The sequence below is a fragment of the Pseudomonas fortuita genome (genome assembly GCF_026898135.2).
GTDB classification, from domain to species: domain Bacteria; phylum Pseudomonadota; class Gammaproteobacteria; order Pseudomonadales; family Pseudomonadaceae; genus Aquipseudomonas; species Aquipseudomonas fortuita.
This window is the reverse complement of the sequence record NZ_CP114035.2, coordinates 4,095,888-4,116,731: the sequence shown is the minus strand read 5'-3', so window position 1 is coordinate 4,116,731 and position 20,844 is coordinate 4,095,888. Positions and strand designations below refer to the sequence as shown.

The window sequence follows — 20,844 nt, the reverse complement described above, 5'->3', positions numbered from 1 at the left end:
GGGGCTGGGTCATATGCAGTTGGTCGGCTTGGGCAGGCCCGCCAGCTTGGCGGCAAGTTTGGCGGGGGTGCCATTGAACAGGCGGTTCAGGTGCGGGCTGTTGCCCTTTTCCGGGCCCAGCTTCAGGGCCGTGTACTTGATCAGTGGGCGCGTGGCCGGGGACAGCTGGTATTCCTGGTAGAACTGGCGCAGCAGTTCGAGGATTTCCCAATGGTCCGCCGTCAACGGGATACCCTCGCGCTCGGCTAAAGCCTCGGCGGCGGCGCGGGACCAGTCTTGCAGGTCGACCAGAAAGCCGTCCTTGTCCAGGGCGATCGCCTGATCGCCAACGTTGAGCGTACTCATAGCCAGCTGTTGACCTTGTCGTAAAGCAGCGACAGTTCGACGAACCCGGCGTAGTCCACGGCTTTGGCCAAGTCGTTGCCGACCGCGCGAGCTTGCACATCCTCATCCAGGGCGAACAGGCGCCGGGCCAGGCCGGCAGCTTGCAGTTGGCGATGCGGCTCGCTGCCGCTGCGCAGGGCATACACCGCATCGCCGCACAGCAGCAACGCGTCGTCGGTGCCGAGCAGGCGCAGGCAGCTGGCCAGGCGCTCGTCGCCAAACGGGGAGTGGGCAATTACATGCAGGGTTGTCATCAGAGCGTTACCACCTGGTCGAAACGGGCGATCAGCGCGGCCAGTGCCGCGTCGTCGAGCACTTGCACCGGCAGTGCCAGGGCATCGGCTGCCAGGCCGCGGCGCTTAAGGCTGTGGCTGCAGGCAAACAGTTCTTCGACACCGAACATTGGCAGTGCCTGCAGGTTGGCGGCCAGGTTCTTCTGTTGCACAGCGGTAGGTTGCTGCGCCGGGGCGAGCTGGAACACGCCGTCGTCCAGGAACAGCATGCCCAGCGGCAGGTCGAACGCGCCGCCGGCCAGGACAATGTCCAGTGCTTCGCGGGCTGATGGGCCGTTCCACGGGGCCTGACGGCTGATGATCAACAAGGATTTGGCCATTTCAGTCGCCTCCGAAGCAGACAAGGCGGTCGGCAACCTGCGCCGCTTCATGCAGCTGGCCAAGCCCCGACAGTTCCCACGGTTTGGGCAGGTTCACGGCCGGGCGCTGGTAACGGTTGGCTTCAGCCTCGTCGAGCACGCCACGGCGCAGGGCCGCGGCGATACACACCACCGCGTCCAGCTGGTGGGTCTGGATAAAGGTACGCCATTGGCCTGCCACGTCCAGTTCGTCCTGGGGCGCGACCACGTTGGCCGAGGCACTGTGCACCCCGTCCTGATAGAAAAACAGCCGGGCAATCTCATGCCCGCCGGCCAGTACCGCCTCGGCGTAGCGCAAGGCACGCCGCGAGGAGGGCGCATGGGCCGGGGAGAACACCGCGATAGCGAATTTCATGGATAACTCATGCAAAGGAATGCTGCCATGATAAAGCAAAAAAGCCCGCGCCCGCTTGTGCAAGCGGCGCGGGCTTTCTATGTATCCGTGTGCCCTACGCGACCCCTGTAGGAGCGGCCTTGTGTCGCGATGGGCTGCAAAGCAGCCCCATTGCCCTGTCAGAAGGACACAAGACTCAACCCTGCTCCTTGCTCTCCGGCAAGAACCAGTTCAGCACCAGCGCACAGATCCCCCCGGTAGCCACACCCGACTCCAGCACATTGCGAATCGCCGCCGGCATATGCGCCAGGAACTCCGGCACCTGCGCCACGCCCAGGCCCAGCGCCAACGACACGGCAATGATCAGCAGTGCACGACGGTCCAGCCGGGTGCTGGCCAGAATGTTGATACCCGAAGCCGCAACCGCCCCGAACATCACCATGGCCGCACCACCCAGCACCGGCTCCGGCACCGCCTGGATCACCCCGGCAACGCTTGGGAACAGCCCCAGCAGCACCAGCATCACGGCAATCCACATGCCGATGTGGCGGCTGGCAATACCGGTCAGCTGAATCACCCCGTTGTTCTGGGCAAAGATCGAGCTGGGGAAGGTGTTGAACACACCGGCCAGCAGCGAGTTGGCACCGTTGACCAGCACGCCACCTTTGATCCGCTGCATCCACACCGGCCCTTCGACCGGCTGGCGCGACACCTTGCTGGTGGCGGTAACGTCACCGATGGCTTCCAGCGAAGTCACCAGGTAAATCACCAGCATCGGAATGAACAGCGCCCACGAGAAGCCCAGGCCAAAGTGCAGCGGGGTCGGCACCTGGAACAGCGCGGCTTCATGCATGCCGGTGAAGTCCAGGCGGCCCATGTAGCCGGCCAGCGCGTAACCGACCGCCAGGGCGATGACGATGGCGCAACTGCGCATCCACACTACGGGTACGCGGTTGAGGATCACGATGATCGCCAGCACCACGCCCGACAGCAGCAGGTTATCGCCATTGGCAAAGGTGCCGTTGGCCATGGCGCCAAAGCCACCGCCCATGCTGATCAGGCCGACCTTGATCAAGGTCAGGCCGATCATCAGCACCACGATACCGGTCACCAGCGGGGTGATCAGGCGTTTGACGAACGGCAGGATGCGCGACACGCCCATTTCCACGAACGAGCCCGCAATCACCACGCCGAAGATGGCTGCCATCACACCTTCTACCGGCGTGCCTTGCTTGACCATCAGCGCGCCGCCCGCAATCAGTGGGCCAACGAAGTTGAAGCTGGTGCCCTGCACGATCAGCAGCCCGGCGCCGAACGGGCCAAAGCGCTTGCACTGGACGAAGGTGGCGATACCCGAGATAACCAGCGACATGGAAACGATCAGGTTGGTATCACGCGCAGAAACGCCCAGCGCCTGGCAGATCAGCAGGCCAGGGGTGACGATCGGCACGATGATCGCCAGCAGGTGCTGCAGGGCAGCCAGCAGGCCGATCAGCAGCCGTGGCTTGTCCTCCAGGCCAAGCACCAGTTCATTGGCAGGCGCCGCTGCGCCTGGGCTGTGTTCGTGTGAGCTCATTGCTGAAAGCCGCCCCGAAAGAAAAAAGGAGCGCATTCTACGGGGTGATAAGCGATTGCGGTAGAGAAAAGCACGATGTCTGCATGATCGGCGAGCATTTGCCTGATTATCTGACTTTTTAGTCAGCAATTGCGGTTGGCAGGGTTTTGAGGGGCAGGTGTCCTCCCTGAGTTATAGGGAGGGGCAGAAATCGAGCGCCGCCCGCGCGGCGCTCGATTTATCAGGCGCTGAACCTCTATCGACGTACACCCCGGACCCCAGTCCCCTTTCGAAAACCCACAAAAAAGCCCGCCGAAGCGGGCTTTCTCACACAGCAATCAATCAGTCATCACGACCCATGATGCCAAACAGCTGCAGCAGGCTGACAAACAGGTTGTAGATCGACACATACAGGCTGATGGTCGCCATGATGTAGTTACGCTCGCCGCCATGAATGATCGCGCTGGTCTGGAACAGGATGCAGACCGACGAGAACAGCACGAAGCCAGCGCTGATCGCCAGTTGCAGGCCGCTGATCTGGAAGAAGAAGCTGGCAACGACAGCACCCAGCAACACGAAGAAGCCTGCGGTGATGAAACCGCTGAGGAAGCTCATGTCCTTGCGGGTGATCAGCACATAGGCCGACAGACCACCAAACACCAGCGCAGTCATGGCAAACGCAGAGCTCACCACTTCAGCGCCACCGGCCATGCCCAGGTAACGGTTCAGGATAGGGCCGAGGATGAAGCCCATGAAACCGGTGAGGGCGAAGGTAGACACCAGGCCCCAGGCCGAATCACGCAGCTTGTTGGTCAGGAAGAACAGCCCGTAGAAGCCGATCAGCACCACGAACACGTTCGGGTAGCCGACGCGCATTTGCTGGGCAACGAATGCCATGACACCGCTGAAGGCGAGGGTAAGCGCCAGCAGGCTGTACGTGTTGCGCAGGACCTTGCTGATCTCCTGCTGCTCGACCTGCTGGCCGTGGTGGACGGCGTAATCCTGTTCGCGCATGGCGACACTCCTTGGTAAAACCTGTGGTTTCAGACGTTCAGATGCTAGGAGTCTAACAGAGCTCCTGCAACCCGCGACACAGAGAGTTTGACAGCGTGTTTCATTACGGTATTATGGCGGCCGCAAAACGAGCTGGAAGCGTGGCCGAGTGGTTTAAGGCAACGGTCTTGAAAACCGTCGATGGGCAACTATCCTAGAGTTCGAATCTCTACGCTTCCGCCATATTCAAAGCCCTGATTATTCAGGGCTTTTTGCGTTTTTGGGGCCTGTAAAACGGGCTTCTGGAGCGGGTCCATTCAAAGGAGTGAGTGAATGCCCAGTGTGCCTTTTGCACGTCTGGTTGCAGCGCTTGGCGTTGCCGTGAGCCTTACAGCCATTGCCGAAGACAGGGTGCCTGAACCCAACGAAGCGAATTGCTCGGGTGAAACCTATGAGCAAATCCTGGCGAGCCTCTCCAGGGAGTGGGACCGCAATGAGTTCATCGCCAACTGCAAGAGCTTCCACGCTGCCAAAAAGATGACCAAGTGGAAGTTCGAAAAGAGCCCACCTGACAGCTTCTGAGCCCAGCCAAAGCCCCGGCAGAGATGCTGGGGCTTTTTGGACTGGGTTGGAGCAGTAGGTGCTTAACGAGCCAACGTGAGAGGCTTTTTGTACCCCGCCTGGCTGGCCAGGCAAGTCAGCGCATCATGCCCAGCTCGGCATCATCCATCAGTGCCTTGGCCAGCGCACTCAGATAATGAGCAGCCCAGATCATCATCGGTTTCTCATCCATCAACCCGATAATCGTCAGCTCCCGCACGTACCCCATCAGCTCCGAGGATTGCTCCCGAGCGCTTTTGCAGGGAATCCCGGCTTCGATGCGAAACAGTGGGTGTGTCTGGTTTTCACCCTGGTAGAACGTGGTCTTGCCTACTGTGGTTTGTTCGGTCGATTCGTCAGTAGTCATGTGTCCATCTCCCGGATCGGCTCAGTGCTGCATTCGCAGCTCGTTCGGCACCTGTACCTGAATCAATGCGGACTCAAGTAACGAGCGCAGGGACTCAAGTTCATGGGTCGTCGCCAGCATCAGTACCGCTGCAGGTGACTTGGGCTGCATCAGCATCGCTTGTTGCGAAATGGCTAGCGCGCAGACGGCATATTCCGCAGCTTGGATGAGGGTGTCTTCGAGGGAGTGGAGGGGGTGGGGTGGGTCGGGGACCATCTTTAACATTCCTATATCTCCAGATAGGCTGCGCCGATCCCGCTGTCAAACAGGTTAGGTGGCAGCTGTGCGTGGGTTGACAGACCGGCGGATATAGGAAGTTCCGGCGCACGCAAGCGTGCCCCACGCGCAGCCGCCATTGAGGGCGCCGCAGAACCTATATACCGTTACGGCCTGTCAAAGCCGTGTCGCTGATGAGCGGCGACCGGCCCAGACTAGAGCCCCAACAGGGCACCCGCAACGGAAAATAGGCGGCAACAGTATCTTTGGGAAATGCCCTACAAGAAAGCGAAAAATTCTGATTTTTCGACACAGATAGACATCATCTTGGGTGGGGATAGCAAGGAATCGTGCATTGTTCTATGGGAGCGCTGCCAAGGCTGTGATAATGGCGGCAATGACAAGGGCCATACCATGCTGACCATCTCCAATAACGTGCATCTGCCGGATGCCGAAATCGAACTGACCTATATCCGCGCGCAAGGCGCGGGTGGGCAGAATGTCAACAAGGTGTCCAGCGCCGTGCACCTGCGCTTCGACATCCCGGCCTCTTCATTGCCCGAGTTCTACAAGGAGCGGCTGCTGGCGCTGCGTGACAGTCGCATCACCGGCGACGGTGTGTTGATCCTCAAGGCCCAGCAATACCGCACCCAGGAGCAGAACCGTGCTGACGCACTGGCGCGTCTTGCCGAGTTGATCATCGCTGCCGGCAAGACCGAAAAGAAACGCCGCCCCACCAAACCGACCCTCGGCTCGAAGACCCGCCGGCTTGAAGGGAAAGCCAGGCGGAGCACTGTCAAGGCGGGTCGGGGCAAGGTGGATTTCTAGGGCGGTGTCGGACCGTCGCTGGCAAGTCTGGGCTCTGGCGATGCCTGCGTGGCTAGTCCGGCTGCAAAGCGGCCCCCGGATTTTGGCGTTACATCAACTGGTGCTGGGGCTGCTTTGCAGCCCCTTCGCGGCACAAGGCCGCTCCTACAAAGGTCCGCGTAAGCCAACAGATCGTGTAAGCCGCAAGATCACTTGATCAGCGGCACACCGCTCAGCTTCTGCAGCTCGTCAAAGTCGATATCCGCACAAATCTCGACCACTTTCAGCCCTTCAGGCGTTACTTCCAGTACGGCCAGGTCGGTGTAGATGCGGCTGACGCACGCAATGCCGGTCAGCGGGTAGGTGCACTCGGGCACCAGCTTGCTTTCGCCGGTCTTGGTCAGGTGGTCCATCATCACGAACACCTGGCGGGCGCCGGTGGCCAGGTCCATCGCGCCGCCTACGGCCGGGATCGAGCCTTCGGCGCCGGTGTGCCAGTTGGCCAGGTCGCCCTTGACCGACACCTGGAAGGCGCCCAGTACGGCGATGTCCAGGTGGCCGCCACGCATCATCGAGAACGAGTCGGCATGGTGGAAGAAGGCGCCACCGGTCAGCAGAGTCACGTGCTGCTTGCCGGCGTTGATCAGGTCATCGTCTTCCTCGCCCGGCGCAGGGCTTGGGCCCATGCCCAGCAGGCCGTTCTCGCTGTGCAGGAAGACTTCCTTGTCGCCCAGGTAGTTCGCCACCAGGGTGGGGGCGCCGATGCCCAGGTTTACGTACGCGCCTTCCTGGATGTCTGCGGCCACGCGCTGGGCCATCTCGGTGCGGGAGAGCTTTTTGGTGATGGTCATGGCAGGCCTCAGACAGCGTTGGCAATCGAAGAAGCGGCAGCACCGGAAACGGCAACCACGCGCTGGACGAAGATACCCGGGGTGATGATGTGTTCCGGGTCCAGTTCACCGAGTTCGACAACCTGGTCGACCTGGGCGATGGCGGTCTTGGCAGCCATGGCCATGATCGGGCCGAAGTTACGGGCGGCCTTGCGGTAGGTCAGGTTGCCCCAACGGTCACCCTTGTGCGCCTTGATCAGCGCAAAGTCGGCGTGCAGCGGCATTTCCAGCACGTACATGCGGCCGTCGATTTCACGGGTTTCCTTGCCTTCGGCCAGCAGGGTGCCGTAGCCGGTCGGCGAGAAAAACGCACCAATGCCCGAACCTGCTGCGCGGATGCGCTCGGCCAGGTTACCTTGTGGTACGACTTCCAGTTCGATCTTGCCGGCCCGGTACAGTTCGTCGAACACGTAGGAGTCGGACTGGCGCGGGAACGAGCAGACCACCTTGCGCACGCTGCCCGCCATGAGCAGGGCGGCCAGGCCGATCTCGCCGTTACCGGCGTTGTTGCTGATAATGGTCAGGTCGCGGGCACCGGTTGCGATCAGGCCATCGATCAGCTCGGACGGCATGCCGGCTGTGCCGAAGCCACCGACCATGATGGTCGAACCGTCGGTGATCCCTTCCACCGCGCTGGCGATGGACTCGTACGTTTTGTTGATCAAGGCGAGCTCCTGGTTGTTCCTGGAGTAGGGTTGTCGGGCTGGCCGGCGCGTTGAAGCGATCAGGCCTGTCAGCGCTTGAAATGGGTTGCTGACTTTCGCTATAGCGTGCCGCAAGATAGGGCAACAGTAGAGGGGGTTTAGCGGAATTTGTGCGATTATCGAACTGTTGTGCGATGTGCGAGCAGTTCTGGTGGCTATTTGTCACATTTCGGACAAGGGCCCGATTTCATCGGGTTTGCGCCTCGTTGGTGCATGCAGGGCCTGGCATAACCTTTCTTGCACAAGTGCTGTGCATTCAATGACTTGAATTCCCCATTTATCACCGCTCCCGCCGTTGGCGTGCGATTTGCTATCAGATTGCCATCCGATGTCGCGTATGGTGAAGATAATGTCGCTTTCCAGTGGTTCGATGGCGTTGTCATCGAGTGAGAAGGGCTGGTTGCCCTGGTTCGGTAAAACCGGAAAGCTCAGCATGGGCTGGGCATGTCGCCTGAACCGGGCGAGCTATCCGCAGATCGAACAAACCTTCGAAGCCATTGCCCAGACCCGCATGCGTTTGTTGCATGACTGGGCGAACGAGCACTGGGAGCATTTGGCTGAACTTGCAGAACAACTCGCGCAAGGGTTCGCTCAACCCGATAGCACGCTGCTGCGGGACAAACTGGCGCAGGCCGAAGACTTTTCCGAGTTGTTTGTCGTCGATGCTGCGGGCAGCATCATCACCTCGACCTGGCCACAACGTGGTACGCCACGTATCGAGCAGACTGCAGCGCTGGCCCAAGGGCTGAAGGCGCCCTTTCTGCATGGCCCTTACAGCGACCCGCTGACCCTGCGCATCGGCCCGTCGTCGTCACGCTTCCACGACGAAGTGACGCTGATGTTCTACCAGCCGGTGAAGGCTGGCGGTAAAGTCCTTGGCTGCCTGTGCGGTCGGGTACCCAACGATGTTCTGGGTGACCTGATCCAGCGCGAGGCCGGGCATATTTTCGCCGAGTCGGGCGACAACTACCTGTTCATGGCGCAGTCGCGCTTCGACCCGGCGATCCAGCCCGGCACGGCCCTGTCGCGCTCGCGCTTCGAGGACGGCACCTTCACCCACGGCGAAAACCTCAAAAGTGGAGTGCACACGCCTTGGTCCACCGTACAGGTCCAGCGCCATACCGAACTGGAACTGCGCTTCACCGACCCCTCCACGCGCGAACTGCACCCTGGGGTAAGGGAAACCATCAGGCGTGGTGCCAACCTGTTCGTGACCTACCCGGGTTACTCGGATTACCGCCACGTACCAGTGGTCGGCAAGGGCGTAACGTTCCAGTTGCCGGGCTCGCCTGACCGCTGGGGCATGATGTGCGAAGCCGACCTGGAGGAGGTCTACCGCCGCCGCTCGCTGAGTCATGGGTTGATGAAACCCTATGTGGCGACCATGGCCGGGTTGTTCGGCTGCAACTACCTGGTGCAGCACTATGCCGGCCTGGCGCAAGGGCTGAACGATGTTGTTCTGGGCTTGAGCATGCTCGGCGCCACGCTATTGTTCGGCGTATTTGGGCCCAAGCGCCTGGCTGCCAGGCTTAATGGCATGAGCGGCGTGCTGCGTACCATCGCCGAGGGTGAAGGCAACCTGCGTCAGCGCCTGGACACCAGCACCCTGGGCAATGACGAGAGCGGCGATATGGCGCGCTGGATCAACAGTTTCATCGACCGCCTGGACGCGGTGGTGGGCCAGGTGGTCAAGGCCAGCCGCACGGTCGGCAGTACCAACCAGATGATGCTCGGGCGCAGCCAGGCGGCCAGCGTGAGCTCCGCCGATGTGGCTGATGCGGTGCATCAGATGATGATCATCATGGAGGAGCAGCTTGGCGAACTGCAGCAGGCGTCGGTCAGCGCCGAACAGATGAAGCAGGCCATGGACGAGGTGGTCAGCCGTGCCCGCGAGCAGTTTCTGGCGGTGCAGGCAGGCACCCAGTCCATTCGCGATGTGGTGGCGCGCTCGTCATCCAGCGTGCAGCGGCTTGACAGCCGCATGGTCGAGATCGACAACATCACCGGGCTGATCAGCGACATCACCAACCAGACCAACCTGCTGGCGCTCAATGCCGCCATCGAGGCGGCGCGCGCCGGCGAGCATGGTCGTGGTTTTGCGGTGGTGGCCGACGAGGTGCGCAGCCTGGCCGCGCGAACCGCGCGCGCGGCCGAAGACATTCGCCACATGGTCGAGAGCCTACAGGGCGAAACCCGCCAGGCCGTCAGTTTCATGGAGCAGGGCGTACAGGACGTGGACAACAGCCTGCGCCTTGCCGAAGACGCTTCGTCCGAGAACGTCCAACTGCACCAGGCCGTGGAAAGCATGTTCGCCATCATCCAGCAGCTCAACCGGCGAAGCGTGGAATATGGCAAGACCATCGAGCAGGTCAACCAGTCCTCCAGCGAGATGCAGCAGACCGCGGTGGTGCTGCAGAGCAGCGCGCAGAAGGTGCGGGTGGATGCTGGCAAGCTGCAGAAGCTGGTAGGGCAGTTCGAGGTCAGCGGTGAGGGTAAGGGGGCCGCTGCAGCTTGAGCACAAGATCGGGTGCGCGAAACGGTTCGTGCATGCGTACAAGGCATGCCGTGCCCTCGGGCAATGCATCATGCACTCCAGCTTCAGGCATCATGTACCCAGCCCCATCCAGAAAGCTGAACCCGTCAAATGCCAGACTCCATCAAACCCAACCGCGCCATCTATGACCTGGACATGCTCCGCACCGTGGTCATGGTGGCCGACTGCGGCAGTTTCACCACCGCTGCCGCGCGCCTGCACTCCACCCAGTCCACGGTCACCCAGAAGGTGCGCCGGCTGGAGGAAATGGTCGGCCAGCAGCTGCTCGACCGCAGCAACCGCGAGGTGCACCCGACCGATGCGGGGGAAACCCTGCTGGGGTATGCGCGGCACTTGCTGGCGGTGAGCAGCCAGTTGACCGAAGCCATGTCGGGCGGGGTGACGGTGACCGTGCGCATCGGCCTGCCGGACGATTTTGTCGCGGGCAAGACGATGCAGGCGCTGGCGGCGTTCAACCGCCGCAACCCGACGGTAAAACTGGAAATTACCGGAGGGCTTAGCCGGGACTTGATGAGCACCTATGACCGTGGCGAGCTGGACCTGGTGCTGATCAAGCAGCGGCGCCACAGCCGTGAGGCCAATGCGTGCCAGCCGGAGCGCATCGAATGGATCGACAGTGCGCAGTACCCGTGTTTTGCCCAGGACCCGATTCCGCTGGTGACCTTTCCGCCACGCGGGTTGTACCGGGATGACATGATCGGTGCCGTCGAGGCAATGGGGCGCAGTTGGCGGATCGCTTTTACCAGTTCGAGCCTGGCGGGGATTCAGGAGGCGGTGGCTAACGGGTTAGGGGTTAGCCTCTTGCCGTCGCGGGTAGTGACGGGTGGGCATCGAGTGCTCGGGGCGGAGCAGGGGTTCAAGCCTATCAAGGTGTTCGAGGCGGCGATTTTTCATCGGCCTACGGCGGACCCTATGGTCATGGCGCTGGCTGAAATTCTGATCGGGATCTTGCGGGCTGAGGCGGAGTAAGAATGCGCCTTCGCTCAGAGTGCAAAGTCTGAAACCGAGTCGCGTACTTTGTGGGAGCAACTGTCTTGCTCAAATCTGAAAGCTTTCGCGATCACTGTGGGAGCGGGCATGCCCGCGAACACGGGCGAAGCCCGTGCCATCCACCGCGCCGCCTGCTTCGCGGGCTTGCCCGCTCCCACAAGGGGGCGCGCAGGGCTTAAAATCTGTGCTCTGCCAGGGGTTTTAACGGTGGATTTCCGTGGCGAACTGCGCAGCCTTCAACTGCAACTGTGCAGGCCTGCCCCAGAACGCGCCGTGGCGCACGATCACCCGTTCATGAATGGCCGCTGCCACCGCCGCAGCAGCATTCGGTGCCCTGAACAGAACGAAGCTGGCCTCGTTACCAACCTTCAACCCATAGTCCTGCTTGCCCATCACCCCGGCACTGGCTTCGGTCGCCATTTCCAGCGCAACCCGCAGCTCCTCATCGGTATTGAAGCCCGAGCGGTAGCTGACCAGCATGGCCCTTTGCAGCATGTCGCCATTGCCGTAGGGCCACCAGGCGTCCTGGATGTTGTCGTTGCCGGTAAATACCCGCACGCCGCCGTCACGCAGGCGCAGTACGGGTGGAAACGCATGTTCGCCGGGGGCGTTGGTCATGATGGAGATGCCTGCGCCGGCCAGCACTTCGGCCGTGCGGTCGACAACAGCATCGGATACGTCGCCCAGGCCATAGGCGTGGCTGACCGCCACCAGGCCTTGCATGCCCAGTGCCTGGGTGCGCGCAGCGATGCGTTGGAGCTGAGCGATGCAGATGTCGCCGGGTTCGTGCAGGTGGATATCAACCTTCACGCCATGGCGCTCGGCGATACCGAACACGATGTCCAGTTGGGCGTCGGCGTCGCCATCCAGTGTGGTGGGGTCGATGCCGCCGACCACCTGCACGCCTTCGCGGATGGCCGCTTCCATCACTTCAGCCGTACCGGGGCAGGTCACCACACCGGCCTGAGGGAAGGCCACCAGCTCGATGTCGAGCAGGTCTTTCCACTTGTCCCGGGCTTGGAGCATGGCGTGCAGGTTGGTCAGGCCGGTGGTGGCGTCTACGTCCACGTGGCAGCGCATCGCCAGGGTGCCGAACGAGGCAGCTTGGCACATCAGCGCATCGGCGCGCTCGACGATGGGTGGGGCACTGGCCAGTTCGCGTTTTTCCACGGCCAGGCGCTCGCGCAGGCTGGCCACGGGTTGGTGCGGTCGCCAGCGGTCGCCGACAAAGCTCTTGTCCAGGTGAATGTGGCCATCGACAAAGCCTGGCAGCACCAGCAGGCCTTCGAGGTCGATGGTTTCACGGGCTGGGGTGCTGGCGCGTTGCGGGCCGATGTGGGTGATGCGGCCGTTGGTTACCGCAATGTGCAGGGGCTTGCCATCGGCATCGATAGCGTTGATGAACTCACGGTCGTTCATGATCGGGCCTTTTTTACGGAGGCTTGGGTGACGTACCACGGTAGGGGGGATGCGGGCCTGTCTCCAATTAATTATCAGGATCGGGTGCAGTGCATTTCTGGATGCAGGCAGGGGATGCTGACCTGTATTAAAAAGCCCACTGACGTGGATGCCGATAATTAACTTTCAAAGCCCGCAATGTCGGCCCACGATTGCCACCGAGACCCGCCTCGCCGCCAGCTACGGCGCCTTTCGGGCAGGTCGCCACACACAATAAAAACAAATGCCGTGTCGGGGTCCCCATGACGCAAGATGCCAAGCTGCTGCGTGCCGCGCTGATTTTCATCGCCTGTACTTCCTTCATCGTCTGTGGCGTACAACCCATCTTCATGGGTTTGGTCACAGAGCAGCTGAGCCTGTCACTCGATCAGCAGGGCTGGGTGGTGTCGGTCGAGATGATCGGCATGACCCTGGGCACCTTGCTTTGCCCGGTGCTGATGAAGCGCCATGGCGGGCGCAGCCTGTGCCTGTTCGTTGGCGCGCTGTGCGTGGCATTGAGCATCGCGACCGCCTTTGCCACCACCAACACCGTGCTGCTGATCGTGCGCCTGGCGGCCGGCACCTGTGCGGGGCTGGTGTATGCCTATGCGGTGTCCACGCTGGGCCGCTTGCCCAACCAGGACCGTTCGTTCGGGTTGATGCTGTTGCTGCAAACGCCCGAGTACTCGTTGTTTTCCGCAGGGTTGCCGCTGCTGGCCGCGCAGAGTGGCACGGTGACCGCCTTGTGCGCGTTCGGCCTGTGGTACTTGCTCATCTGCGGCGCCAGCCTGGTGCTACCGCGTCGCCCGGCGGCGTTGCTGGCCAGTGGCGAAGCCTCACCTGCCCAGAGTGGTTCGGCGCGCACGGGGCGCACTGCGCTGGTGGGCATGCTGTTCATGCAGATCGCCATCTACTGCGTATGGGGCTTCATCGACCAGTTGGCGCGAGACCAGGGCATCAGCGGCGTCGATATCGGCTGGGCATTCGGCCTGTCGGCCCTGGGTGGTTTGCCCGGGGCGGGGCTGCCTAGCCTGCTGGGGGCGCGGGTCAATCGCCAGTTGATGATCGCCGTAGGGCTGGTGGCGGTGTTCATTTCCATCGCCATGCTTACGGGGCATACCCGCACGCCAATGCAGCTGTTCGTTGCGTTGTTGCTGATCAACTTTGGTTGGGTGCTGTCGTTGTCGTACTACATGGCGCTGATTACCACCAACGACCCGACTGGCAAGCTCACACCGCTGGTCAGCATCACGTTGATGGGGGCGGCAGCGGTGACGCCGGCGCTGATCGCCATGCTGGTGGAGGGCTCCAACCAGCAGCTGATTTTCCTGTTGGGTACCGGGGCGTTGGTGATTGCCTTTGCAGTCACTTGCCTTGGGGCAGGTCGCAGGGGGATGCCCAGCAAGGCTGCTTATTGAGCATACCCCTGGTGGCAGCCAATACCGGCCCAGGCTTCAGCCCCCGGCAATCGGCTCCGGCAAGCCCTTTACGCCGGGGTTGAGCGCGAACACGCCGCCGGCCAGGGGCTGGTCGCTCAGGTCGATGCCTTGTGGGCGAATCGACGTCACGAACAGCGTATCCAGCTGCGGGCCGCCGAATGCGCACATGGTCGGTTTCTTTACCGGTAGCGGCAGGGCGCGATCCAGCTTCCCTTCGGGGGTAAAGCGCAGTACCTGACCGGCATCGATCGCGCAAATCCAGTAGCAACCCTCGGCATCTACCGCAGCCCCGTCCGGTCGGCCGGGGTGCTGGTTCATGTCGACGAATATTCGGCGGTTGTGCGGTGTGCCGCTGTCGATGTCGTAGTCGAAGGCCCAGATCAGCTGAACGCTGGGGTGCGAGTCGGAGACATACAGTGTTTTGCCGTCCGGGCTGAACGCCATGCCGTTGGGCACGATCAGCCTGTCCAGTCGTGCTTGCATTGGCTTTACCGTTGCGTCCGCCGTCGCGTCATATCGGTAAAGCGCACCCACCGGCTCGGCGCCCATGTTTGTTTGCATCGTACCGGCCCAAAAGCGCCCCTGGCGGTCACAACGTCCGTCATTGAAACGCATGCCGGGCCTCGCGTGTTCGACGCTGGTGCGCTTGTCGGCAACCAGGCGACCGTCAGCCTGGGCGGTGAGGTGAAAGATCCCGCTCTCCATGGCCCCAAGCCAGTGGCCTTGCTGGCGACGGACGATGCAGCCGAGCATTTCGTCTGCGGCCCAGTGATGTGTCTGGCCGTCTGGTTGCCAGCGGTGCAGGCGGCCTGCCGGTATATCTACCCAGTACAAGGCATTTTCCTGCGGGTGCCAGACCGGGCTTTCGCCTGTGGCATTGCGTGCATCGGTAATCAGTTCGGCTGTCATGGAAGAATTACGCGCTCCATCAGGGTTTAGTCGTCAAAAGGGCCGGCAGCGGTGAAGGCGCCACCTTGCAGGTGGGCCGTCGGGTCATCTGTAGCGGGCTTTGGCTGCTGCTCCAGGGCCGGGCGGAAGCGCTCGGCACTGTCCTTCGGATTGAAGTCCAGGTGTGCGGCGTGGCGGTTGCTCCACCAGAGGTCGCGGTTGGCTGAGACACCGTACACCACGGTATGGCCGACGTTTTCGGCGAGCAATGCGCGATCTACCAGATGCGCCAGGTCGCCGTAGCTCAGCCAGGTGGACAGCATGCGCACATTGCGTGGTTCGGGGAATGAAGAGCCGATGCGCAGGCTGACGGTTTCGATGCCGTAGCGGTGGAAGTAGAACGTGGCCAGGTCTTCGCCGTAGGCCTTCGACAACCCGTAGTAGCAGTCTGGTCGGCGCGGCGAATGCGCATCTACCTGTTCGCCTTGAGGGTAAAAGCCGGTGACATGGTTCGAGCTGGCGAACACCACGCGCTTGATGCCGTGCTTTCGGGCGGCCTCATAGATGTGGAAGGTGCCGACGATGTTGGCTTGCAGAATCTCTTCGAAGGCACGCTCGGTGGAGATGCCGCCCAGGTGCACGATGGCGTCCACATCCTCGGCCAGGGCCGATACGCCGGCCTTGTCGGCCAGGTCGCAGTTGATGACTTGCTCATGCTCGCCCGCAGCCGCTGCCATGGGGCTGATGTCTGATACGCGCACGATGTTGGCGTGTGCTTGCAGTGCTTGGCGAAGCACTTGCCCGAGCCCGCCGGCGGCGCCGGTGAGCAGCAGGCGGTTGAAGGGTTTGCGGTTGGTCGTGGTCATTGTCGGATGCCTTTTGCTGAAACTGCATGAGGGTGCCGTGGTGCAACGACACCGGCATGGTCGGGCGGTTGCCCTTACAGGAAGTTGTACTGGATACCCAGGCGCCAACGGGCCTGGCGATCGTCCGTGTAGCTGTTGACCTTGATGTCACCCACTTCCATGAATGGCGCCCACTGTTTGTTGAGCTTGTACTTGATGATCAGGTTCTGCTCGTAGTCCTGCTTCTTGTTGTCGTAACGGATGTAGTCGGTGGTGAAGTGGATGTACTGGTATTCGAATGCCCACGGGCCGCTGGGGGTGTAGCCGAGCCAGCCTTCAAGGCGGGCGGTGTTCTGGTTGTCCTTGGCGCGGTCCGCTTTGCTGTGGTCGACCTGATCCCGGTCGAGGCTGCGTGCGTCGTGGCGTACGCGGGTGGCGACGTACCAGGTGTCGCTGAGCTTGTAGTTGTACTTCAAGCCGAACTTGTAGGTGGTTGCGTCCTTGGAACTGTCCATCTGGAAGGCGGGGGTCCAGGTCGACCGGGGGCTCATCTTGTAGTTGTAGTCCACGGTGAACTCATGGCCGTTGTTGACCATGTTGTCGTAGGCGACGTCTTCGCGGTCGCCGGCAGTTTTGTATTTGATTTCTGCGGCAAACCCCAGGCCGCTGTCCTTGCGGTAGCTCAGCTTTATCCGGTCGGAGTGAATGCTGTCGTCTTCGGTGTACCCATGCCGGTAGTTGATGCTGGCGGAGTCCGCGCAGGCGTAGAACGACAAGCCGAGGGTACTGGCGGCGATAAGGCGGCGAAGTGTGTTGTTCATGCGATCTCTTTTTTTGTTTTTGTTGAGGACGTGATGAGGCGTGTGATCGGGATGAGGTGGGTGGGGCGCTCCGTGATTTTTCAAATAAGTTATCGTACGACCAGGGGGCTGTCTACGAAATATTGAAATGTTGTCTGATCACCTTGATCGAAGGCTCTAAATCAGTAGTTATGGCTTTTTTTGTGCTTTGTGATGGGAATCACATGATGGGGTTTAGCAGGCTATTCACGACTATTTCGTCAGTTTGAAGTGGTGCTTTTCAAATGTTGTATGATGACGTAGGATTGCCCCCAGAGCGTGACTCACCCGCCACAAATCCAATAAGAAGGCTCAGACGTCCATGATCATTACTGCTGTAAACGTCCAGGTGTTTTCCTACCCCACGCGCCGCGCTGTAGACAGCGCCGGCCATGCCCATCCGGGCGACGTGACCCAGGCCAAGATGGCCTTGCTGCGAATCAAGACTGAGTGCGGCAACGAAGGCTTCGCCTTCGGCGCTCCCGAGCTGATCCGCCCGTACGTGCTGGATGGCTTCGTGCGCAAGGTGCTGGTCGGCGCCAATGCCTTCGACCGCGAAAAAATCTGGCACGACCTGGCGCACTGGCAACGCGGCAGCGCAAGCCAGCTCACCGACCGCGCCCTGGCACTGGTCGAACAGGCCCTGTGGGACTGGGCCGGGCGCAAGCTCAAGGTGCCGGTGCACAAGCTCATCGGTGGCTACCGCGACAAGGTCCCGGCTTACGGTTCGACCATGTGCGGTGACGAGCTGCCGGGCGGCCTGTCGACCCCTGAAGAATACGGCCGCTTCGCCGAGACCCTGGTCAAGCGCGGCTACAAGGCGATCAAGCTGCACACCTGGATGCCGCCGGTGTCGTTCGCCCCGAGCGTGAGCATGGACATCAAGGCCTGCGCCGCCGTACGTGAAGCGGTCGGCCCCGACATCGCGCTGATGATCGACGGCTATCACTGGTACAGCCGCACCGAAGCGCTGACCGTCGGCCGTGCGCTGGAGAAGCTGAATTTCGCCTGGTTCGAAGAGCCGATGATGGAAGACTCGGCCGAGTCCTACGCGTGGCTGGCCGCCCAGTTGGACATCCCCGTGCTGGGCCCGGAAAGCCTCGGTGGCAAACACCTGAGCCGCGCCAGTTGGGTCAAGAACGATGTCTGTGACATCCTGCGCGCCGGCGTTGCCGGGGTCGGCGGTATCGCCCCGTGCCTGAAGGTCGCGCACATGGCCGAAGCGTTTGGCATGGATTGCGAGATCCACGGCAACGGCGCGGCCAACCTGGCGGTGGTCGGCGCGATCAAGAACTGCACCTGGTACGAGCGCGGCCTGCTGCACCCGTTCCTCAACTATGACGAAGTACCGGCCTACCTCAAGCGCCTGGTCGACCCGATGGATGAAGACGGCTTCGTGCACCTCTCCGACCTGCCTGGCCTGGGGGAGGAGATCGACTTCGACTACGTCGAGACCAACATGCTGCAGAGCTTCTGATTCGTGCATGGCGGCACGCCTTGGTGCGTGCCGCCCGAGAGTCCAATAACTATAAAAAGGCTATCTCACATGAGCGTTCTCCCCAAATTCTGGGCGGGGGTCCTGGCCGCATCGCTGGCGATGACGTCGGTACCTGCCGCTTTCGCCAAGACCCCCGCCGACCAGTTGATCGTCGGCATGAGCATGATCAACCTGCTGTCGCTCGACCCGGCCGCCGCCACCGGCCTGGATGTCTCAGAGGTCAATGCCAACCTCTACGACATGCTGCTGGTGCAGGACGTCAAGCAGCCGGACCAACTGGTACCGGCTCTGGCGCAAAGCTGGCAGGTTAGCGACGACCGCAAGACCCTGACTTTCACGCTGCGCCCCGGCGTGACCTTCCAGTCGGGCAACCCGCTGACTGCCGAAGACGTCGCCTGGTCGTTGCAGCGCGTGCTCAAGCTCAATCTGGCCCTGGCCTCGACATGGAAGGCTTACGGCTTCACCGCCGGCAACGCCGCCCAGTACCTGCGCGCCGCCGACGAGCACACCTTTGTCCTCGAGCTGCCGCGGCCAACCGACCCGATGTTGGTGCTCAACACCCTGGCGACCTCGCCCAGTGCCTTCATCCTCGACCGCAAAGTGGTTCAGCAACACCAGAAGGGCGACGACATGGGCGGCGCTTGGCTGACTACACACGCCGCCGGAAGCGGCCCGTTCATCCTCAATGACTGGCGCGCCAACGATGTGATCCTGATGAGCCGCTACGACGGTTACTGGGGTGGCCCGGCCAAGCTCAAGCGCATCGTCATGCGCAACATGACTGAGTCGCAGTCGCTGCGCCTGATGGTCGAGCGCGGTGACCTGGACCTGGCCAAGGGCATGTCCGCACCCGACATCGAAGCCCTGGAGAAGTCCGACAAGGTGCGCACCCAGACCGTGCAGCGCGGGACCCTCTACTACGTTGCCCTGAGCGTCAAGAACAAGCCCTACGATGACGCCCGTGTGCGCCGCGCGGTGCGTTCGCTGATCGACTATCAAGGCATCAACCAGACCGTCATGCCGCACTACGGCCAGCTCAACCAGCGCCCATTGCCGCTCGGCCTGCCGGCACGGCTGGACGATCCGGGCTACACCCTGAACGTCGCCGAGGCGAAAAAACTGCTGACCGAAGCCGGTTACCCGAATGGCTTCAAAACCACCATCCGCGTGCTCACTGAGCCGCCATTCATCAACATCGCCTCCAGCCTGCAGGCGACCCTGGCTCAGGCCGGCATCCAGGCGACCATCGTCACCGGCACCGGCAACCAGATCTACGGCGCCATGCGCGAACGCAGCTTCGACATCCTGGTCGGCCGCGGCGGTGGCGGGGCCGAGCGTCATCCGCATTCGAGCCTGCGGACCCTGGTGTACAACCCGGACAACCGCGACGAAGCCAAGCTGAGCAACTTCCAGGGCTGGCGCACGTCGTTTTACAGCCCCGAGTTGAACGCGCTGATCGAGCAGGCCGAAGTCGAGCCTGACAAGACCAGGCAACTGGCCCAGTACCAGCAGATCCAGAAGACCCTGGACGCGCAGGTCGGCGCGATCCTGCCGGTGTCGCAGATGACCGACACCGTGGTGGTCTACCACGATGTTCAGGATTACCAGACCCACAGTGCGGCCACCACCCGCTACAAAGACGTCTACAAGTCGCGATGAGCGGGAGCGGGGCGTGCGCGCCCCGAACGCCTCGGTGTTGGCTGAACGCATTTTCAGGAGCCTGTTATGTTAGTTTCGACTGCCTCTGTGCTGGGCACGCGCGTGTCTGGCACTGCCCGCCGGGCCAGCACGGTCCTGGTGACCCTGCTCGGTCTGTTGGCGCTGACCTTCTTCATTGGCCGGGTGATGCCGCTGGACCCGGTGCTGGCCGTGGTCGGTCCGGACGCCGACAGCTCTACCTACGACCAGGTGTACCGGGCGATGGGCCTGGACCAGCCGATCTGGGTGCAGTTCGGGCTGTACCTCAACGACCTGCTCCACGGTGATTTCGGCAACGCCCTGCTGACCGGCCACCCGGTGCTGGACGACATCAAGCGGGTGTTCCCGGCGACCATCGAGTTGGCCACCCTGGCGATCCTCTTCGGCATCGTCATCGGCTTGCCACTGGGCGTGGTCGCGGCCAGTAACCAGGGCCGCCTTGGCGACCATGTGGCACGGGTGATCACCCTGTTCGGTTACTCCACGCCGATCTTCTGGGTCGGCATGATGGGCCTGCTGGTGTTCTACGCCTGGCTCGGCTGGGCCGGCGGGGCAGGGCGCATCGACCTCGCCTACGACGGCATGGTGCCGGACATCACCGGCCTGCTGCTGATCGACACGGCCTTGGCCGGCGATTGGGAAGCCTTCACCAGCGCGCTGCGGCACATCGTCCTGCCGGGGCTTATCCTGGGCCTCAACTCGGTCGCCTACATCAGCCGCATGACCCGCAGCTTCATGCTCGAACAGCTGTCCCAGGAATACATCATCACCGCCCGGGTCAAGGGCCTGTCGCGCCGCCAGGTGGTCTGGGGCCATGCGTTTCGCAACATCCTCGTGCAGCTGCTGACGGTGGTCGCTTTGGCCTACGGCTCGCTGCTCGAAGGCGCGGTACTTATCGAAACGGTGTTTGCCTGGCCCGGTTTTGGTCAGTACCTGACCAGCAGCCTGATGCTCGGTGACATGAACGCGGTGATGGGCTGTGTGCTGGTGATCGGGCTGATCTTCGTCGCCCTGAACCTGATCAGCGACGCCCTGTACAAGGTGTTCGACCCAAGGACCCGTTAAGCCCCGCGCGGCCAGCGCGAACACAGTGCATGACTATAAAAACAAGGACA

23 protein-coding genes and 1 tRNA gene are annotated in these 20,844 nt (G+C 62.0%); 9 read left to right on the top strand and 15 right to left on the bottom strand.

What is annotated here, in order from left to right; genetic code table 11:
* Window positions 1-9: 9 nt before the first annotated feature.
* The 6 genes from OZ911_RS19090 to OZ911_RS19065 form a co-directional block, all read right to left on the bottom strand.
* The gene (locus OZ911_RS19090) at window positions 10-345 is read right to left on the bottom strand and encodes a TusE/DsrC/DsvC family sulfur relay protein (protein ID WP_016488112.1); all 336 of its coding nucleotides are present in this window, start codon (window positions 343-345) and stop codon (window positions 10-12) included.
* Entirely contained in the window at window positions 342-638 is a 297-nt protein-coding gene (tusB, locus tag OZ911_RS19085) for a sulfurtransferase complex subunit TusB (RefSeq protein WP_016488111.1), read from the bottom strand. Before tusB ends, OZ911_RS19090 begins: the two co-directional genes overlap by 4 nt.
* Window positions 638-997, bottom strand: a complete 360-nt coding sequence (gene tusC, locus OZ911_RS19080) for a sulfurtransferase complex subunit TusC (RefSeq protein ID WP_016488110.1) — start codon at window positions 995-997, stop codon at window positions 638-640. The genes tusB and tusC overlap by 1 nt, the downstream gene beginning before the upstream one ends.
* 1 nt (window position 998) lies before the next feature.
* Window positions 999-1,391 (bottom strand): sulfurtransferase complex subunit TusD, encoded by a 393-nt coding sequence (tusD, locus tag OZ911_RS19075; protein WP_016488109.1) that lies wholly within the window; start codon window positions 1,389-1,391, stop codon window positions 999-1,001.
* Between the two features lie 175 nt (window positions 1,392-1,566).
* Window positions 1,567-2,946, bottom strand: a complete 1,380-nt coding sequence (locus OZ911_RS19070) for a nucleobase:cation symporter-2 family protein (protein WP_023047266.1) — start codon at window positions 2,944-2,946, stop codon at window positions 1,567-1,569.
* Between the two features lie 321 nt (window positions 2,947-3,267).
* Entirely contained in the window at window positions 3,268-3,939 is a 672-nt protein-coding gene (locus OZ911_RS19065; protein WP_003251184.1) for a Bax inhibitor-1/YccA family protein, read from the bottom strand.
* A 134-nt stretch (window positions 3,940-4,073) separates the two neighbouring features.
* On the opposite strand from OZ911_RS19065, the gene OZ911_RS19060 reads away from it, so the two are divergent.
* Together OZ911_RS19060 and trbK are read left to right on the top strand one after the other, a co-directional pair.
* Window positions 4,074-4,161 (top strand) — tRNA-Ser (locus tag OZ911_RS19060).
* 90 nt (window positions 4,162-4,251) lie between these two features.
* On the top strand, window positions 4,252-4,500 hold the full coding sequence (trbK, locus tag OZ911_RS19055) for an entry exclusion lipoprotein TrbK (RefSeq protein ID WP_023047267.1): 249 nt from the start codon (window positions 4,252-4,254) through the stop codon (window positions 4,498-4,500).
* 115 nt (window positions 4,501-4,615) lie between these two features.
* On the opposite strand, the gene OZ911_RS19050 is transcribed toward trbK, so the two are convergent.
* Both OZ911_RS19050 and OZ911_RS19045 read right to left on the bottom strand, forming a co-directional pair.
* Window positions 4,616-4,885, bottom strand: a complete 270-nt coding sequence (locus tag OZ911_RS19050) for a DUF3077 domain-containing protein (protein ID WP_016488006.1) — start codon at window positions 4,883-4,885, stop codon at window positions 4,616-4,618.
* 21 nt (window positions 4,886-4,906) lie between these two features.
* Complete coding sequence (locus OZ911_RS19045) at window positions 4,907-5,149, bottom strand: hypothetical protein (protein ID WP_023047268.1); 243 nt, start codon at window positions 5,147-5,149, stop codon at window positions 4,907-4,909.
* A gap of 405 nt (window positions 5,150-5,554) precedes the next feature.
* Between OZ911_RS19045 and arfB the strand changes: the two genes are divergently transcribed.
* Entirely contained in the window at window positions 5,555-5,968 is a 414-nt protein-coding gene (gene arfB, locus OZ911_RS19040) for an alternative ribosome rescue aminoacyl-tRNA hydrolase ArfB (RefSeq protein WP_023047269.1), read from the top strand.
* 188 nt (window positions 5,969-6,156) lie between these two features.
* Here the strand turns inward: arfB and OZ911_RS19035 are convergent, their stop codons facing one another.
* From OZ911_RS19035 to OZ911_RS19025, 3 genes are all read right to left on the bottom strand, one after another.
* A complete protein-coding gene (locus OZ911_RS19035) occupies window positions 6,157-6,798 on the bottom strand; it encodes a 3-oxoacid CoA-transferase subunit B (RefSeq protein WP_003251131.1) in 642 nt (213 codons plus the stop codon).
* Between the two features lie 8 nt (window positions 6,799-6,806).
* The gene (locus OZ911_RS19030; protein ID WP_016488002.1) at window positions 6,807-7,502 is read right to left on the bottom strand and encodes a 3-oxoacid CoA-transferase subunit A; all 696 of its coding nucleotides are present in this window, start codon (window positions 7,500-7,502) and stop codon (window positions 6,807-6,809) included.
* Window positions 7,503-7,703: 201 nt separating this feature from the next.
* Complete coding sequence (locus OZ911_RS19025) at window positions 7,704-7,976, bottom strand: hypothetical protein (protein ID WP_023047270.1); 273 nt, start codon at window positions 7,974-7,976, stop codon at window positions 7,704-7,706.
* Between OZ911_RS19025 and OZ911_RS19020 the strand changes: the two genes are divergently transcribed.
* Entirely contained in the window at window positions 7,870-10,056 is a 2,187-nt protein-coding gene (locus OZ911_RS19020) for a methyl-accepting chemotaxis protein (RefSeq protein WP_371855223.1), read from the top strand. The two genes, OZ911_RS19025 and OZ911_RS19020, sit on opposite strands and share 107 nt — an antisense overlap.
* Before the next feature lie 129 nt (window positions 10,057-10,185).
* On the top strand, window positions 10,186-11,064 hold the full coding sequence (locus OZ911_RS19015) for a LysR substrate-binding domain-containing protein (RefSeq protein WP_268968454.1): 879 nt from the start codon (window positions 10,186-10,188) through the stop codon (window positions 11,062-11,064).
* Between the two features lie 222 nt (window positions 11,065-11,286).
* Here the strand turns inward: OZ911_RS19015 and OZ911_RS19010 are convergent, their stop codons facing one another.
* Window positions 11,287-12,504, bottom strand: coding sequence for an amidohydrolase family protein (locus tag OZ911_RS19010; RefSeq protein ID WP_023047272.1), 1,218 nt, complete (start codon window positions 12,502-12,504; stop codon window positions 11,287-11,289).
* Between the two features lie 281 nt (window positions 12,505-12,785).
* Here OZ911_RS19010 and OZ911_RS19005 point away from each other — a divergent pair, with 281 nt between their 5' ends.
* Window positions 12,786-13,940, top strand: a complete 1,155-nt coding sequence (locus OZ911_RS19005; protein ID WP_070086362.1) for an MFS transporter — start codon at window positions 12,786-12,788, stop codon at window positions 13,938-13,940.
* A gap of 36 nt (window positions 13,941-13,976) precedes the next feature.
* Here OZ911_RS19005 and OZ911_RS19000 read toward each other — a convergent pair whose 3' ends face one another.
* From OZ911_RS19000 to OZ911_RS18990, 3 genes are all read right to left on the bottom strand, one after another.
* A complete protein-coding gene (locus OZ911_RS19000) occupies window positions 13,977-14,870 on the bottom strand; it encodes an SMP-30/gluconolactonase/LRE family protein (RefSeq protein WP_023047275.1) in 894 nt (297 codons plus the stop codon).
* 26 nt (window positions 14,871-14,896) lie between these two features.
* A complete protein-coding gene (locus OZ911_RS18995) occupies window positions 14,897-15,715 on the bottom strand; it encodes an NAD-dependent epimerase/dehydratase family protein (protein ID WP_023047276.1) in 819 nt (272 codons plus the stop codon).
* Window positions 15,716-15,789: 74 nt separating this feature from the next.
* Window positions 15,790-16,515, bottom strand: coding sequence for an oligogalacturonate-specific porin KdgM family protein (locus tag OZ911_RS18990; RefSeq protein WP_023047277.1), 726 nt, complete (start codon window positions 16,513-16,515; stop codon window positions 15,790-15,792).
* A gap of 340 nt (window positions 16,516-16,855) precedes the next feature.
* Here OZ911_RS18990 and OZ911_RS18985 point away from each other — a divergent pair, with 340 nt between their 5' ends.
* The 3 genes from OZ911_RS18985 (at window position 16,856) to OZ911_RS18975 (ending at window position 20,794) form a co-directional block, all read left to right on the top strand.
* Complete coding sequence (locus OZ911_RS18985; RefSeq protein WP_023047278.1) at window positions 16,856-18,010, top strand: mandelate racemase family protein; 1,155 nt, start codon at window positions 16,856-16,858, stop codon at window positions 18,008-18,010.
* 69 nt (window positions 18,011-18,079) lie between these two features.
* Entirely contained in the window at window positions 18,080-19,690 is a 1,611-nt protein-coding gene (locus OZ911_RS18980; RefSeq protein ID WP_019472022.1) for an ABC transporter substrate-binding protein, read from the top strand.
* 66 nt (window positions 19,691-19,756) lie between these two features.
* Complete coding sequence (locus OZ911_RS18975; protein ID WP_023047279.1) at window positions 19,757-20,794, top strand: ABC transporter permease; 1,038 nt, start codon at window positions 19,757-19,759, stop codon at window positions 20,792-20,794.
* Window positions 20,795-20,844: the final 50 nt, after the last annotated feature.

Coding starts and splice junctions, on each gene's coding strand:
- OZ911_RS19090 (WP_016488112.1), bottom strand. CDS start 345: ATGAGTACGCTCAACGTTGGCGATCAGGCGATCGCCCTGGACAAGGAC.
- tusB (WP_016488111.1), bottom strand. CDS start 638: ATGACAACCCTGCATGTAATTGCCCACTCCCCGTTTGGCGACGAGCGC.
- tusC (WP_016488110.1), bottom strand. CDS start 997: ATGGCCAAATCCTTGTTGATCATCAGCCGTCAGGCCCCGTGGAACGGC.
- tusD (WP_016488109.1), bottom strand. CDS start 1,391: ATGAAATTCGCTATCGCGGTGTTCTCCCCGGCCCATGCGCCCTCCTCG.
- OZ911_RS19070 (WP_023047266.1), bottom strand. CDS start 2,946: ATGAGCTCACACGAACACAGCCCAGGCGCAGCGGCGCCTGCCAATGAA.
- OZ911_RS19065 (WP_003251184.1), bottom strand. CDS start 3,939: ATGCGCGAACAGGATTACGCCGTCCACCACGGCCAGCAGGTCGAGCAG.
- trbK (WP_023047267.1), top strand. CDS start 4,252: ATGCCCAGTGTGCCTTTTGCACGTCTGGTTGCAGCGCTTGGCGTTGCC.
- OZ911_RS19050 (WP_016488006.1), bottom strand. CDS start 4,885: ATGACTACTGACGAATCGACCGAACAAACCACAGTAGGCAAGACCACG.
- OZ911_RS19045 (WP_023047268.1), bottom strand. CDS start 5,149: ATGTTAAAGATGGTCCCCGACCCACCCCACCCCCTCCACTCCCTCGAA.
- arfB (WP_023047269.1), top strand. CDS start 5,555: ATGCTGACCATCTCCAATAACGTGCATCTGCCGGATGCCGAAATCGAA.
- OZ911_RS19035 (WP_003251131.1), bottom strand. CDS start 6,798: ATGACCATCACCAAAAAGCTCTCCCGCACCGAGATGGCCCAGCGCGTG.
- OZ911_RS19020 (WP_371855223.1), top strand. CDS start 7,870: ATGTCGCGTATGGTGAAGATAATGTCGCTTTCCAGTGGTTCGATGGCG.
- OZ911_RS19025 (WP_023047270.1), bottom strand. CDS start 7,976: ATGCTGAGCTTTCCGGTTTTACCGAACCAGGGCAACCAGCCCTTCTCA.
- OZ911_RS19015 (WP_268968454.1), top strand. CDS start 10,186: ATGCCAGACTCCATCAAACCCAACCGCGCCATCTATGACCTGGACATG.
- OZ911_RS19010 (WP_023047272.1), bottom strand. CDS start 12,504: ATGAACGACCGTGAGTTCATCAACGCTATCGATGCCGATGGCAAGCCC.
- OZ911_RS19005 (WP_070086362.1), top strand. CDS start 12,786: ATGACGCAAGATGCCAAGCTGCTGCGTGCCGCGCTGATTTTCATCGCC.
- OZ911_RS19000 (WP_023047275.1), bottom strand. CDS start 14,870: ATGACAGCCGAACTGATTACCGATGCACGCAATGCCACAGGCGAAAGC.
- OZ911_RS18995 (WP_023047276.1), bottom strand. CDS start 15,715: ATGACCACGACCAACCGCAAACCCTTCAACCGCCTGCTGCTCACCGGC.
- OZ911_RS18990 (WP_023047277.1), bottom strand. CDS start 16,515: ATGAACAACACACTTCGCCGCCTTATCGCCGCCAGTACCCTCGGCTTG.
- OZ911_RS18985 (WP_023047278.1), top strand. CDS start 16,856: ATGATCATTACTGCTGTAAACGTCCAGGTGTTTTCCTACCCCACGCGC.
- OZ911_RS18980 (WP_019472022.1), top strand. CDS start 18,080: ATGAGCGTTCTCCCCAAATTCTGGGCGGGGGTCCTGGCCGCATCGCTG.
- OZ911_RS18975 (WP_023047279.1), top strand. CDS start 19,757: ATGTTAGTTTCGACTGCCTCTGTGCTGGGCACGCGCGTGTCTGGCACT.